Origin of the sequence: Tardiphaga sp. (assembly GCF_028290785.1) — a bacterium.
In the GTDB taxonomy this organism is placed as follows: domain Bacteria; phylum Pseudomonadota; class Alphaproteobacteria; order Rhizobiales; family Xanthobacteraceae; genus Tardiphaga.
This window is the reverse complement of the sequence record NZ_JAQGJD010000331.1, coordinates 1-12,924: the sequence shown is the minus strand read 5'-3', so window position 1 is coordinate 12,924 and position 12,924 is coordinate 1. Positions and strand designations below refer to the sequence as shown.

Here is a 12,924-nt window from a genome sequence, read left to right as displayed (position 1 = left end):
GGACTGGAGCGAGCGGCGCGCCCATCTCGCCGGCAGCCTCGGCGCGGCGCTGCTCGGCGCCATGCTCGCACGCGGCTGGTGCGCGCGGCCGAGGGGCTCCCGGGCATTGGTGTTTTCGCTGGCCGGACGCGCTGCCTTTGAGTCGTTCTGCGCCGACGCCGGTGAGGAGGATCGCCTGGCGGACAAGGTGCAGAGCGTCGGGCGGACTGGCGTAGCGTAATCCGCCACCAGTCAGAGGTCGGACTGGCGGCGCCATACGCTTCGCTGAGCCCTACAGAGCCAACTGCGGCGATCCTGCACTCGACATGGCGACCAAAATATCGTTATCTGGTAGGACCAGATTGGTAGGGTCAGTCCATGCTTGCTGCCGTCAGCAACGAAACCTCCGATGCCGTGCGCCAAACGCTTGAATTCGTGCGCTACCATCGGCTCTCCAAGGGCGACCGGCTGCCGTCGGAGCGCGATCTGTCGGAGCGGTTCGGGGTGACGCGCGGCTCGGTACGCGAGGCGCTGGCGGTACTTGACGCGATGCGGGTCACCGAGCGCAAGCCGAAGTCCGGCGTCTTTCTCCGCAACACGCTGAACGACAGCGGTCTCGACGTGCTGGTGCTGCAGGCCGATCTCGGCTTGCCGTTCGACGCGCAAGTGACGCGCGACGTCACCGAGGCGCGGATCCTTTGCGAGGAGCAGGCGTTCCGGCTGGCCTGCCGGCGCCGCACCGAGGCCGATCTCATCCGTCTGCACCGGCTGCTGGAGAGCTATGCAGGGCTGGTCGCGGCCGGCAGCAACCTCGCCGACGAGGACGTCGAATTCCATCTCGCGGTGGTAACGGCGAGCCAGAACCGGGTACTGGTGCGCACGCTGACGCCGCTGATGCTGATGAGCAGCCGCTGGCGCCGCCGCTATTTCGCCTCCGACGAGATCCGGCAGCGCTCGCTCGCCGACCACCGCGGCTTCGTCGCGGCGATCGAGGCGCGCGACGAAGCCGCTGCCAGCACCCTCGTGCATCGCCATGTGCAGACCGCCGCCGCCGACGTGCAGGCGCTGGCGGAGCAGGGCGCCACGCACCGCGAGGATTGAACCGGCGCCGACACCCCCATCGCACGATGAGCCGTCAGTCCCGAATAACGGGAGGCCCATCCGATCCGCGGCAACGTCCGCACCACTGGAAACGCAACAAGGAAGATCATGCGCGTCGTACCAACCAGAACTGCCGTCCTGACGGCTGCCGCCCTCGCACTGGCCGCCAGCCCCGCGCTGGCGCAGAAGAACTACGGGCCCGGCGCCTCCGATACAGAGATCAAGATCGGCAACACCGTGCCCTATAGCGGCCCGGCGTCGGCCTACGGCATTCTCGGCAAGGCCTACGCCGCCTATTTCAAGAAGGTCAACGACGAGGGCGGCATCAACGGCCGCAAGATTACCTTCATCTCCTATGACGACGCCTATTCGCCGCCGAAGACCGTCGAGCAGACCCGCAAGCTGGTCGAGAGCGATGAGGTGATGGCGATCGTGGGCAATGTCGGGACGGCTTCCAACATCGCGATCCAGAAATACGTCAACGCGAAGAAGACGCCGCAGCTTTTCCTCGCGACCGGCGCGACGCGCTGGAACGACCCGAAGGCCTTCCCCTGGACCATGGGCTGGCTGCCGAGCTACGCCGCCGAGGCCGCGGCCTATGCGAAGTACCTCCTGAAGGAGAAGCCCGACGCGAAGATCGGCGTGTTCTATCAGAACGACGATTTCGGCAAGGACTACGTCAAGGGCTTGAAGGAAGGCCTCGGTGAAAAGGCGTCGTCGATGATCGTGATGGAGGACAGCTATGAAGTGTCCGAACCGACCATCGACACGCACATCGTCAAGCTGAAGGCCGCCGGCGCCGACACGCTGTTCTCCTTCGCCACCGGCAAATTTGCGGCGCAGTCGATGAAGAAGGTCAACGAGCTCGGCTGGAAGCCGCTGCACATCGTGCCGAACGCCAGTTCGTCGGTCGGCTCGGTACTGCGTCCCGCCGGCCTGGAGAACGCCCAGGATATCGTCTCCGCCACCTTCGCCAAGGATCCGACCGACGCGCAGTGGAAGGACGACCCGGGCATGAAGAATTTCTATGCCTATGTCGAGAAGTACATTCCCGAGGGCAAGCCGATGGAAAGCACCGTGCTGTCCGGCTACAGCATCGCCCAGACCATGGTCGAGGCGCTGCGGCTGTGCGGCGACGATCTCACCCACGAGAACCTGATGAAGCAGGCCGCCAACCTGAAGGACCTCAAGCTCGACGGGCTGCTGCCGGGGGTGATGGTCAATACCAGCCCGACCGATTTCGCGCCGATCGACCAGTTCCAGATGATGCGCTTCCAGGGCGAACGCTGGCAGCGATTCGGCGAAGTGATTACGGGGGCTGCGAAGTAGCGAAGTAGGCGGCCTCGTTGCCCGGATGCTGCGCCGCGTCCGGGAAACGAGAAGGCGTGCCGCCGGCGCCGCGTTAAATTGCCCCATTATTTACCTCGGCGCGCCAAGTTCATTGCGCGTTCATGTCAGTTCCACTACGTTTTTATGACACGTCGCAGTGTCCGGCTGCGTCGTTCGCCTGCTGGCGCCGCCAGCCAGGTCTGGGCTTGCCGGTGGTGTTACGTCCCGCCATGGCGGCTCCGCTCCATCCAGTGCCCACCGCCAGAACTACCGCCGTCGCCACGCCGACCAGCGTATGGCAGTGGCTGGCCGTGGCCGCGCCGCATCTCGGCGCGCTGGCCGTGATGTGGCAGACCGAGACCGACTTCGGCTCCCGGACAGGCTTCGTGCTGGCCTGGGGCATTCTCAACTTTTTCTGGATCGCGCTGCTGCGCCGCCCGGCTTTGTCCGGCGCGCTGTCGTTGACGCTGGTGGTGATCCTGGTGCTGCTGTCGCGGCTGAAGCACGACGTGGTGCAGATGACCGCCAACTTCGTCGACCTGATGGTGATCGACCGCGACACCGCGGCCTTCCTGTTCACCATCTTCCCGAACCTGCGCTGGTCGGCGATCGGCGCCGCCGCGCTCGTGCTGCCGCTGATGTACGCGTTGTGGTGGCTCGACCCGTTCCGGATCCGCCGGCTGCCCGCCGCCGCCGCGTTGCTAGCCTGCCTGTCCGGGCTGGTCGGCTACGCCATGGTCTGGCCGGACGAGGCCTGGCGAGGCTATTACGACGACGGCTACCTGTCGAAGTTCGCGCGCTCCGGCGTCACCGCGGTGTCGGACTTCGCCAGTTACGGTTTCATGGAATCCGATGGCGTGGTAACCGAGCGGCTGAAGATGCCGCTGGAGGACTCCTGCCATCCCGCCGGACGCCGCCCGCACATCATCATGGTGCACGACGAATCCTCGTTCGACATCCGCCAGGCCGCGGGCATCAAGACGCCGCCGGGCTATGGCAGCCACTTTGCGTCGTGGGACGGCAAGGCTCGCAAATTTCTCGCCGAAAGCAATGGCGGGCCGAGCTGGTTCACCGAATACAACGTGCTGGCCGGGCTGTCGTCGCGCTCGTTCGGGCGGTTCTCCTACTTCGTAACCCGGATCGCTTCCGGCCGGGTCGAGCGCGGCCTGCCGCTGGCGCTGCGGCGCTGCGGCTACAGCACGATCTCGCTATATCCGGCGTTCGGCGCCTTCATGAGCGCGCGGAATTTCCAGACCACGACGGGCGTGCAGCGTTTCTACGATGCGAAAGACCTCGGCGCCAAGGGCGTCGAGCCGGACAGCTTCTTCTACGATTCCGCGGTGCGGCTGATGGCCGAGCAGCCGCCGGCCAATCCGCTGTTCATGTTCGTTTATCTCGCCGCCAACCACTTCCCGTGGGAGACCAAATTCCACCCCGAACTGACGCCGACTTGGCGCGCGCAGGGCAACGTGCCCGTGGTCGATGAATACCTGCGCCGCCAGGCGATGAGCGTCGATCACTACGGCGCGTTTCTGGCGCGACTGAAGAAGCAGTTTCCGGCGCAGCCGTTTTTGATCGTGCGCTACGGCGACCACCAGCCGGAATTCTCGCCGGGCGTGCTCGATCCCGCGCTCGACGAGGCCGGCCTCGGCAAGAAGTTGATGGCCTACGACCCGCGCTATTACGCGACCTACTACGCCATCGACGCGATCAATTTCGAGCCAGTGAAGAGCCCGGCCGTGATGGACACCATCGACGGACCCTATCTGCCGCTGGTGATCCAGGAGGCGGCCGGCATCCCGCTCGATCCGTCGTTCGAGGAGCAGAAGAAGATCATGCTCCGCTGCAAGGGCGTGTTCTACGCCTGCAAGGACGGCGCGGAGGCGAGAAGGTTCAACCGGCTGTTGATCGATGCCGGGATGATCAAGAATCTTTGAGAGCGCTTTTTTCCCTCCCCCGCACTTGCGTGGGGAGGGTGGCGCGTTTGAGAGCGGAGCGAACAAACGTGACGGGTGGGGGCGCCACGCGCGCAGTTGCGTATGTGGCGCCACCCCCACCCGACCGGCCTGACGGCCGGCCACCCTCCCCACGCGAAGACGCGGGGGAGGGAAAGAACGCGCTCTATTTCTTCCCGACCTTCTCCCACAACCACCGCGCTACCACGTCCGGTGAACTATCCCCATCGCCGCCCGCCGCACGCAGGTTGGCTTCGCGCATGGTGGCGATGTCGATGGCGCCGAGCAAAGGTTGCAGCGCCGCTCGTAGCTTCTCGTCGCTCGCGCGTTTCGGGGACAGCAGCAGGATCGCGTCATAGGGCGGGATCGCGTGTTTGACGTCGTCCAGCACCACCAGATCGTATTTCGCGATCAGCCCGTCGCTGGTGTAGCCGGCGATGACGTCGACCTCGCCCGACGCCACCGCGGCATACATGAAGTCCGGCTGCATGGTTCGCTGCGCGCGGAAGCCGAGGCCATACGCCTTCTGCAGTCCGGCCCATTCCGGCCGCGAGAAGAATTCGTAGTCGCCGGCGATGGTCATCGTTGAGCTTCGCGACGCCAGGTCGGCGACGCTCCTGATGCCCAGCGCCTCCGCCTTCATGCGCGGCATCACCAGCGCGTAGGCGTTGGCAAAGCCGAGTTCGCCGAACAGGGTGATGTTGGCCTTCGCCAGCGTCGTCTTTAATTCAGCCAGCAATTCCTCGCGCGGCGGGATTTCCCTGCGATGAAACTGGTTGGCCCACAGCGTGCCGGAATAATCCACGTAGAGGTCGATGTCGCCGGTGGCAAGCGCATCGTAGATCACGTTGGAGCCGAGGCCTTCGCGCGTCGTGGCGGGGATGCCCGCCGCCTGCAGCCGCTGCGCCATCAGCGCCGCCAGCACATAGGATTCGGTGAACGTCTTGGCTCCGACCACGATGCGCGTGCCGGACTGCGATAGCGTCGGCACGAGTGTCGCCGCTATCAGCGCGGCGATGCCGAACCCGCCGATGATCGTGCGGACGCGTTGGCGCAGCCGGATGCCGGTCTCAATCAGCGCCAGTAACTGATCCACCGCCAGCGCCAAAATCGCCGCGGCGAAGCAGCCGAACAGCACGAACACCCAGTTCTGGGTCTGCAATCCCGCGAAGATATAGTTGCCCAGGCTAGTCTGGCCGATCGGCGTGGAGAGCGTGGCGGTGCCGATCACCCACACTGCGGAGGTGCGGATGCCGGCCATCATCACCGGCAGCGCCAGTGGCAGCTCGACCATGAACAGCGACTGCCGCTCGGTCATGCCGACGCCTTGTGCGGCTTCAGTCAGCGCAGGATCGACGCCGTCGAGGCCAGTGATGGTGTTGCGCAGCACGGGGAGCATCGAATACAGCGCCAGCGCCAGCACCGAGGGTAGAAAGCCGAATGCCGAGAAGCCGGCGCCAAAATATTTCAGCGACAGCGCGGCCAGCGCCAGTAGCAGCGGATAGAACAGCGCCAGCAGCGCCAGGCCCGGCACCGTCTGCACCACGCTGGCAAGGCCGAGCAGGGCGCCGCGCAGCACCGGCCGATGCCGCGCGACGATGGCCAGCGGCAGGCTGATGACGAGGCCCAGCGCCAGCGCGGTGACGCTGACGCGAACATGGTTGCCGAGATAATCGGGGAGGTGGCCGAGCGCTTCGCTCCAGCGCGGATCGGTGAACAGATTCATCCCGCGCCGCCTCGCGCATCGCGGGGCAGCAGCATCTGCAGCCGTTGCGCCTGCCGCCGGGGCGTGCCGAGCAATTCGCCGACGTAAGCGTCGGTGCTGTGGGAGAGTTCGGTCGGCGTGCCTTCCGCCAGCAGCCTTCCGGAGCGCATCACGGCGACGCGGTCGGCGAGCAGGATCGCCTCGGTCATGTCATGGGTGATCATGATGGTAGTGAGGCCGAGCTTCTTGTGCAGGGCACGGTAGTCGTCGCCCAGTGCATCGCGCGTCAGCGGATCGAGCGCGCCAAACGGTTCGTCCATCAGCACGATGCGGGGCTTCGCGGCGAGCGCCCGCGCGACGCCGACGCGCTGGCGCTGGCCGCCGGACAGTTCGTGCGGAAAGCGGTCGCGGTGTTGCGTGCGATCAAGCCGCACCAGATCGAGCAGTTCATCGACACGGGCGGCGATTTCATCGGCCGGCGTGCCGAGAAGTCTTGGCGTGATGCCGATATTGTCGGCGACGCTCATGTGCGGGAACAGCCCGCCGCTCTGGAACACATAGCCGATGCGGCGGCGCAGCCCGATGGGATCGATCGCCGCGACGTCCTCGCCGGCCACGGTGATGTGGCCTGAGGAGGGATCGATCAGCCGGTTGGCCAGCCGCAGTAGCGTGGTCTTGCCGGAGCCGGAGCCGCCGACGATGGCCAGGAACTCGCCTTCGGCGACGTCGAGCGAGACGCCATCGACGGCGAGCACGCGGCCGTTGTCGAAACTCTTGCTGACATCGGCGAAGCTGATCAGGGCGGCGGTCATGCTTCCGGACTATCACGGCCCGTCCGGCTGACCAAGCTGGCGCCACCCGTTGAATTACCGCGCCAACAACGCTAAGCCATCCGCAACGAAGATCGGGGACGCGCGTGCAGGCACAGGCCGCAGCATTATCGGCGGTTGCGCTGGACCACGCCACGGTGGCGTTCGGGCTGGCCGGCCAGTCTGTCTACACTGCGGTGGAGAAGGCGACTTTGGGCGTGGCCGACGGCGAATTCGTCGCCATCGTCGGTCCCACCGGCTGCGGCAAATCCACGTTGCTGAACGTGGCCGCCGGGCTGTTGAAGCCTGCGTCGGGCGCGGTGCGGATCTTCGACGCGCCGCTGACCGGGCTGAACCATCAGGCCGGCTACCTGTTCCAGGCCGATGCACTGTTCCCGTGGAAGACCGCGCTCGACAATGTCGCGCTCGGGCTCGAGATCCAGGGCGTCGCGCGCGCCGAGGCGCTGGAGCGCGCGCAGGCGTGGCTGACCTCCGTGGGGCTGGCTTCGTTCGGCAACCGCTATCCGCACATGATGTCCGGCGGCCAGCGCAAGCGCGTCGGCATGGCGCAGGTGCTGATCCGCAATCCCCGCATCCTGTTGATGGACGAGCCGTTCGGGCCGCTCGACGCGCAGACCCGGCAGATCATGGGCAACCTGCTGCTCGAGCTGTGGAGCCGCGACCGCAAGGCGGTGCTGTTCGTCACCCACGACCTCGAGGAAGCCATCGCGCTGGCCGATCGGGTCGTCATCATGTCGGCGGGGCCGGCCTCGCGCATCATCGGCGACTGGAAGGTGCCGCTGCCGCGGCCGCGCGACATCTTTGAAGTCCGCCTGCAGCCGGAATTTCACGCACTGCATCGCGAGATATGGACCGTGCTGAAGGACGAGGTCATGAAGGGCTACGCGCAATCGGCAGGGACAGGCGGTGGAATATGATTGCCTGGCGAATGTTCACATAGACGGCGAAATGGATCGCGCATCTCAATCTGTTCCGGAGAAACACATGAACTCGCTCAAGACCATCCTGCTGGCCGCCGCAGTCGCGCTTGGCGCCCATGCCGCGCACGCCGCAGAGCCCTTCACACTGTCGTCGCCGGCTTTCAAGGATGGCGAGCGGCTGGCGGTGAAGAATGCCGGCGATAACAAGTCCAATCCCAATTGCGTCGGCCAGAACATCTCGCCGCCGTTGGCCTGGGCCAACCCGCCGGAAGGCACCAAGAGCTACGCGCTTCTGATGTTCGATCCGGAAGGCCGCCCGCCCGGCGGCGTCAGCCACTGGGTCGCCTATGGCATTCCGGCCTCGGTCACCGGCTTCGCCGAAGGCGAGGTCAGCAAGACCTCCGACAAATATGTCGGCGGCGTCAGCACGCAGAAGCTGCCATCCTATTCCGGGCCGTGCACGCCGGCGGGCGCGCCGCACCACTACACGTTCACCCTGTTCGCCACGGATCTCGAGCCGACGGCGCTGCAGCCGGGTCTCGCCCGCGACGAACTGATCAAGGCGCTCGAGGGCCACACCAAAGGCGCGACCGGCCTGATCGGCCTGTTCTCGAAGCCATAATGCCGAACCGCATGGGAGAAGCTTGACGTGTCGAAGATCGGGCTGTTCTCGCTGCAATTGCTGGTCGCCGTGGTGTTCTTCGGGCTGTGGCATCTGCTGACCACGGTGCCGATCGGCGGCAAGCCGCTGCTGCCGCCGTTCTTCTTTTCCAACCCGGTCGATGTCGCCAGCCAGATCGTCGCCTGGTTCGCGTCGGGGGTGATCTGGAAGCATCTGGCGATCACGCTGCTGGAATCGGTGCTGGCGTTCGCGATCGGCTCGTTCGGCGGGATCATGGTCGGGTTCTGGTTCGCGCGGCAGCCGCGCATTGCGGCGGTGTTCGATCCTTATGTGAAGATGATCAACGCGCTGCCCCGCGTCGTGCTGGCGCCGATCTTCACGCTGTGGCTGGGGCTCGGGATCTGGTCGAAGGTGGCGCTCGGCGTCACGCTGGTGTTCTTCATCGTGTTCTTCAACGTCTACCAGGGCGTCAAGGAGACTAGCGCGACGCTGATCGACAATGCGCGGATGCTGGGCATGAGCGAGCGCCAGCAGTTGCGTCATGTCTACTGGCCCTCGGCGCTGTCGTGGATGTTCTCGTCGCTGCATACCGCGGTGGGCTTTGCCGTGGTGGGCGCGGTGGTCGGTGAATATCTCGGGTCCGCCGCGGGGCTGGGCTATCTGATCCAGCAGGCCGAGGGCACGTTTGATGTCGCCGGCGTGTTCGCCGGCATGATCGTGCTGTCGGCGTTCGTGATCCTGATCGATCTCGCGGTGACGCTGGTCGAGCGACGGCTGCTGGTGTGGCGGCCGGTGGCGGTGGGACAGGGCTAAGGCTGGTCGAGCAGCGCCCAGACCGGGCGCAGCACGCCGTATAGCAGGTCGGACTCGGGCCGCGACCGTGCCAGCACGCGGAGGCCGAGCAGGGTGCTCAGCAATAGCCGCGCCAGATCCTCGGCGGATTGCGCTTCGGTGATGGTGCCGTCGCGCTGCCCGGCTCGCGCGCAGCGCAGAAAGAACTGTTCGATCTCCACCAGCACGTCGGCGATGGCGCGGCCGAACCGGCGGTCATGGGGCGCGATCTCGATCGCCGAATTGATCAGCATGCAGCCTTTGCGCTTCTTGTCGCCCAGCGAGCGCGTCACGATCTCGTCGAAGAACGCAGCGATGGCCTGGCGCGGCGGCAGGTGCTCGAAGCGTTCGACGCGATCGCCGAAACTCTGCGCGACGTAGCGGTCCAGCGACTTGCGGAACAGCGCGCGCTTGTCGCCAAACGCGTTGTACAGACTGGCGCCGGTCATCCCCATCGACTCCGCGAGATCGCGCACCGATGTCGCCTCATAGCCGCGCGACCAGAAGCACTGGATTGCGGCGTTGAGCACGGTGATCTCGTCGAATTCCCTCGGTCTCGCCATTCAGGTCTCCCATGCCAGCGGCGCGCACGCGGCTTCGATTGGGCTTGAATTATAGATCGAACGATCTAAAATGCAATTGACAGGCTGCAAAGGCGCGGAACGCGGCGCCGATGGCCGGGTGGAGCGTGTGAAGGTGGCATGAGCATCGAGGTCTTACGCGCGCCGGCACCGCTTGCGGCTGGCGAAAATTCCGCGATGCGCCAGCGGCTGGCTGGCTTCGCCTGGGCGGCCCTGGCAGTCGGGATCTTTTCAGGCTGGTTCGTGGTGACACGTTTCAGCGTGACCCATGAACTACGCATCTGGGATATCATCGCGTTGCGCTTCGGCATCGGCGGCGTTCTGCTGCTGCCAGTGCTGCTCGGGTCCCGACGGCAGTTGCCGGCAAAAGCTTGGCTGGAAGGCATGCTGTTCGCGCTGCTGTGGGGCGCGCCGTTCGTGTTTCTGGTCGGCTTGGGGCTGCAACTGACGTCGGCGGCGGAAGCCTCCGCCATCACGCCCGCCTTGATGCCGGTGTTCGCCGGCCTGCTGGCGTGGCCCACGCTGCGCGAGGTCCCCGGCCGCACGCGGCTGATTGGTTATCTAGTCATCGTCGCCGGCCTGATCGCACTGGTCGTCGGTAACGCGCAGTTGCCGGGCTGGCCGAGCCCGGCGGGAATTGCGCTGCTGATCGGCGCCGGCTTCACCTGGGCGATCTACACGCTGCTGTTTCGCCGCAGCGGCCTGTCGCCGCTGCAGGCCGGCGCACTGATCTGTTTCTGGTCGGCGGTGTTGTATCTGCCGGTTTACCTCTGGTTCGGGCTGTCGCGCTTCGCCCTCGCTTCAACGCAGGAACTGGCCTTTCAGGTGATCTATCAAGGCGTGCTGATGAGCGTGGTGGCGACCATCGCCTTCAACCGGGCGGTGACGCTGCTCGGCGCCGCCGCCGCCGCGGCAATGATCGCGCTGCTGCCAGTCATTGTCTCGACGTTGGCGATCCCCGTCCTCCGCGAAATTCCCTCGTGGCTGGAGGGTGTCGCGATTGTCGTCATTGCCGTCGGCGTGCTGCTGGCGGCGCGGCCGACGCCGATCCTCGAACCGTCTTTGTTTCGCGCCCCCCGACAGAAAGAACCGACATGATCCGCTTCTATTTCCATCCGACGCCGAACCCCGCCAAGATCGCGCTGTTTCTCGAGGAGGCGGGCCTCGCCTACGAGACGATGCCGGTCGATACCAGCAGAGGCGAACAGCATGCCCCGGCATTTCGCGCCATCAACCCGAACGGCAAGGTGCCGGCGATCGTCGATACCGATGGACCCGGGGGCAACGAGGCGCGAGTGTTCGATTCCAGCGCCATCCTGCTGTATCTCGGCGACAAGACCGGCCGGTTCATCGGCACGCCGGCCGACCGGCCGGAATTGCTGTCGTGGATGTTCCTCATCGCCACCGGCATCGGCCCGTTCTCGGGGCAGGCAGTGCACTTCCAGCACGCCGCGCCGGAGAAGCTTGCTTACGCCATCAACCGCTACCGCCGCGAGATCGAACGCCACTACCAGGTGCTCGAGGATCACATGGTAGGTCGCGACTTCATCGTCGGCAGCGAATACACCATCGCCGACATGTCGGCCTGGGGCTGGCTCGATCGTGCGCCGCGGGTATTGCCGATGGAAGGCGACACGCTTGCCGGCTTCCCGAACCTGAAGCGCTGGTTTCAGGCGATCGATGCCCGCCCCGCCGTGGCGCGGGCGCGCGCGGTCGGAAAGAACCACGCCTTCAAGAAGGAAATGGACGAGGAAACCAGGCGCGCGCTGTTCCCGTCGAATTTTCCGGCGGTGGCCGGCTGAGAGTGAAACGCGCGCTCCCTCGCCCCACGCTTGCGGGGAGAGGGCTGGGGTGAAGGGCGCTTGCGAGCAAAACTCCGGCAGCCCCTCACCCGAAACCTCGCTGGCGCTCGGCTTCGACCTCTCCCCGCGAAGAGCGGGGAGAGGTTAGGTAAAGCGCCGCGCTGCTGAATCAGTTCAGCATCTTGGTGTCGTCGGGGGCCTGCGGCGGGGTCTTGATGGCGATCGACTTGAAGGGGCGGCCGTCCGGCTTGGTGCCGGCGTGGGCCGTGCCCTTGGGAATGATGACGAGATCGCCGGCCTTGACCGCAACTTCCTTGTCGCCGAGCCAGATCGTGCCGGAGCCTTCGAGGATGTACTGGATCTCGTTGGTGTTGGGATGCATGTGCTTGGGCACGTTGCCGTCCTGCACCGAGATGGTGGCGCCGTCGGCGGTCATGAAGGTTTTTGAGCGGAAGCCGGTCGGCGAGGCCGGGCCCAGCGCGTCGCCGGTCAGCTCGGGGACGTGAATCACCTGGGCGGCGATGTTCTCGACGGCGAAGGCTGGCAACACGAACTGGGTGACGGCACAGCCGGCGCTGAACGCGGCGGCGATGGAGAGGATGGCGGCGGTACGGTTCATGGACGTGGCTTCCCTCGTGATTGGCACAATGGCCGATGCTACGTCGCGGAACCCGCATTGACCAGCAAGCCGCGGGCGGCTTCTCAAACCATTTACGCTCCTCTATCCTGATGCCAACAAGAAAGCCGGGAGAAAATCATGAAGACGTCGTTGGGCAAATTGCTGGCGCCGCTGTTCGCCATCCTGCTGCTGTCGGATATTGCTGCAGCGCAGAGCAAGGTGACCATCGCGGTCGGCGGCGGGGCGTGCTTGTGCTATTTGCCGACCGTGCTGGCGCGCGAACTCGGCGAGTACGACAAGGCCGGCGTAAAGGTCGAACTGGTCGATCTCAAGGGCGGCTCGGATGCGCTGAAGGCGGTGCTCGGCGGCAGCGCCGACGTGGTGTCGGGCTATTTCGACCACTGCGTCAATCTCGCCACCAAGAAGCAGGAGCTGCAGTCCTTCGTGGTCTATGACCGCTATCCCGGCCTCGTGATGGTGGTGTCGCCCAAACATACCGACGAGATCAAGTCGATCAAGGACCTCGCGGGCAAGAAGGTCGGCGTCAGCGCGCCCGGCTCCTCAACCGATTTCTTTTTGAAATTTCTGCTGAAGAAGAACGGCCTCGATCCCGCCGGCACCTCGGTGATCGGCGTCGGCCTCGGCGCCAC

Annotated in this window: 13 protein-coding genes and 1 pseudogene; 10 read left to right on the top strand and 4 right to left on the bottom strand. The window is 65.6% G+C overall.

What is annotated here, in order from left to right; all coding sequences use genetic code 11:
* From JWR89_RS21380 to JWR89_RS21365, 4 genes and pseudogenes are all read left to right on the top strand, one after another.
* Positions 1-220: pseudogene (locus tag JWR89_RS21380) on the top strand (hypothetical protein); the annotation flags it as partial.
* A 137-nt stretch (positions 221-357) separates the two neighbouring features.
* Positions 358-1,080 (top strand): FCD domain-containing protein, encoded by a 723-nt coding sequence (locus tag JWR89_RS21375; protein ID WP_299719931.1) that lies wholly within the window; start codon positions 358-360, stop codon positions 1,078-1,080.
* A gap of 108 nt (positions 1,081-1,188) precedes the next feature.
* Positions 1,189-2,409 carry an ABC transporter substrate-binding protein gene (locus tag JWR89_RS21370; RefSeq protein WP_299719929.1) on the top strand — a complete coding sequence of 407 codons (1,221 nt, stop codon included), beginning with the start codon at positions 1,189-1,191 and terminating at the stop codon, positions 2,407-2,409.
* A gap of 230 nt (positions 2,410-2,639) precedes the next feature.
* Positions 2,640-4,346: a sulfatase-like hydrolase/transferase gene (locus JWR89_RS21365; protein ID WP_299719927.1), complete on the top strand. Its 1,707-nt coding sequence runs from the start codon at positions 2,640-2,642 to the stop codon at positions 4,344-4,346.
* A gap of 184 nt (positions 4,347-4,530) precedes the next feature.
* On the opposite strand, the gene JWR89_RS21360 is transcribed toward JWR89_RS21365, so the two are convergent.
* Both JWR89_RS21360 and JWR89_RS21355 read right to left on the bottom strand, forming a co-directional pair.
* Positions 4,531-6,090, bottom strand: coding sequence for a glycine betaine ABC transporter substrate-binding protein (locus JWR89_RS21360; RefSeq protein WP_299719925.1), 1,560 nt, complete (start codon positions 6,088-6,090; stop codon positions 4,531-4,533).
* A complete protein-coding gene (locus tag JWR89_RS21355; protein WP_299719923.1) occupies positions 6,087-6,881 on the bottom strand; it encodes an ATP-binding cassette domain-containing protein in 795 nt (264 codons plus the stop codon). Before JWR89_RS21355 ends, JWR89_RS21360 begins: the two co-directional genes overlap by 4 nt.
* A gap of 104 nt (positions 6,882-6,985) precedes the next feature.
* On the opposite strand from JWR89_RS21355, the gene JWR89_RS21350 reads away from it, so the two are divergent.
* The 3 genes from JWR89_RS21350 (at position 6,986) to JWR89_RS21340 (ending at position 9,254) form a co-directional block, all read left to right on the top strand.
* The gene (locus tag JWR89_RS21350) at positions 6,986-7,816 is read left to right on the top strand and encodes an ABC transporter ATP-binding protein (protein ID WP_299719921.1); all 831 of its coding nucleotides are present in this window, start codon (positions 6,986-6,988) and stop codon (positions 7,814-7,816) included.
* Positions 7,817-7,883: 67 nt separating this feature from the next.
* Positions 7,884-8,441, top strand: coding sequence for a YbhB/YbcL family Raf kinase inhibitor-like protein (locus JWR89_RS21345; RefSeq protein ID WP_299719918.1), 558 nt, complete (start codon positions 7,884-7,886; stop codon positions 8,439-8,441).
* A gap of 27 nt (positions 8,442-8,468) precedes the next feature.
* Positions 8,469-9,254 carry an ABC transporter permease gene (locus tag JWR89_RS21340; protein WP_299719916.1) on the top strand — a complete coding sequence of 262 codons (786 nt, stop codon included), beginning with the start codon at positions 8,469-8,471 and terminating at the stop codon, positions 9,252-9,254.
* On the opposite strand, the gene JWR89_RS21335 is transcribed toward JWR89_RS21340, so the two are convergent.
* The gene (locus JWR89_RS21335; RefSeq protein WP_299719913.1) at positions 9,251-9,835 is read right to left on the bottom strand and encodes a TetR/AcrR family transcriptional regulator; all 585 of its coding nucleotides are present in this window, start codon (positions 9,833-9,835) and stop codon (positions 9,251-9,253) included. The genes JWR89_RS21340 and JWR89_RS21335 overlap by 4 nt on opposite strands.
* Positions 9,836-9,973: 138 nt before the next feature.
* Between JWR89_RS21335 and JWR89_RS21330 the strand changes: the two genes are divergently transcribed.
* Together JWR89_RS21330 and JWR89_RS21325 are read left to right on the top strand one after the other, a co-directional pair.
* A complete protein-coding gene (locus JWR89_RS21330) occupies positions 9,974-10,951 on the top strand; it encodes a DMT family transporter (protein WP_299719911.1) in 978 nt (325 codons plus the stop codon).
* Entirely contained in the window at positions 10,948-11,655 is a 708-nt protein-coding gene (locus JWR89_RS21325) for a glutathione S-transferase C-terminal domain-containing protein (protein ID WP_299719882.1), read from the top strand. Before JWR89_RS21330 ends, JWR89_RS21325 begins: the two co-directional genes overlap by 4 nt.
* A 169-nt stretch (positions 11,656-11,824) precedes the next feature.
* Here JWR89_RS21325 and JWR89_RS21320 read toward each other — a convergent pair whose 3' ends face one another.
* The gene (locus JWR89_RS21320) at positions 11,825-12,274 is read right to left on the bottom strand and encodes a cupin domain-containing protein (RefSeq protein WP_299719880.1); all 450 of its coding nucleotides are present in this window, start codon (positions 12,272-12,274) and stop codon (positions 11,825-11,827) included.
* Between the two features lie 138 nt (positions 12,275-12,412).
* Here JWR89_RS21320 and JWR89_RS21315 point away from each other — a divergent pair.
* Positions 12,413-12,924 (top strand): ABC transporter substrate-binding protein (locus JWR89_RS21315; protein WP_299719878.1); only part of this gene is annotated, 512 nt, incomplete at its 3' end.

Bases quoted from the DNA above. Each gene is read 5' to 3' on its own strand.
- JWR89_RS21360 (WP_299719925.1), bottom strand. From the start codon at position 6,090: ATGAATCTGTTCACCGATCCGCGCTGGAGCGAAGCGCTCGGCCACCTC.
- JWR89_RS21335 (WP_299719913.1), bottom strand. From the start codon at position 9,835: ATGGCGAGACCGAGGGAATTCGACGAGATCACCGTGCTCAACGCCGCA.
- JWR89_RS21320 (WP_299719880.1), bottom strand. From the start codon at position 12,274: ATGAACCGTACCGCCGCCATCCTCTCCATCGCCGCCGCGTTCAGCGCC.
- JWR89_RS21370 (WP_299719929.1), top strand. From the start codon at position 1,189: ATGCGCGTCGTACCAACCAGAACTGCCGTCCTGACGGCTGCCGCCCTC.
- JWR89_RS21345 (WP_299719918.1), top strand. From the start codon at position 7,884: ATGAACTCGCTCAAGACCATCCTGCTGGCCGCCGCAGTCGCGCTTGGC.
- JWR89_RS21355 (WP_299719923.1), bottom strand. From the start codon at position 6,881: ATGACCGCCGCCCTGATCAGCTTCGCCGATGTCAGCAAGAGTTTCGAC.
- JWR89_RS21365 (WP_299719927.1), top strand. From the start codon at position 2,640: ATGGCGGCTCCGCTCCATCCAGTGCCCACCGCCAGAACTACCGCCGTC.
- JWR89_RS21325 (WP_299719882.1), top strand. From the start codon at position 10,948: ATGATCCGCTTCTATTTCCATCCGACGCCGAACCCCGCCAAGATCGCG.
- JWR89_RS21375 (WP_299719931.1), top strand. From the start codon at position 358: ATGCTTGCTGCCGTCAGCAACGAAACCTCCGATGCCGTGCGCCAAACG.
- JWR89_RS21330 (WP_299719911.1), top strand. From the start codon at position 9,974: ATGAGCATCGAGGTCTTACGCGCGCCGGCACCGCTTGCGGCTGGCGAA.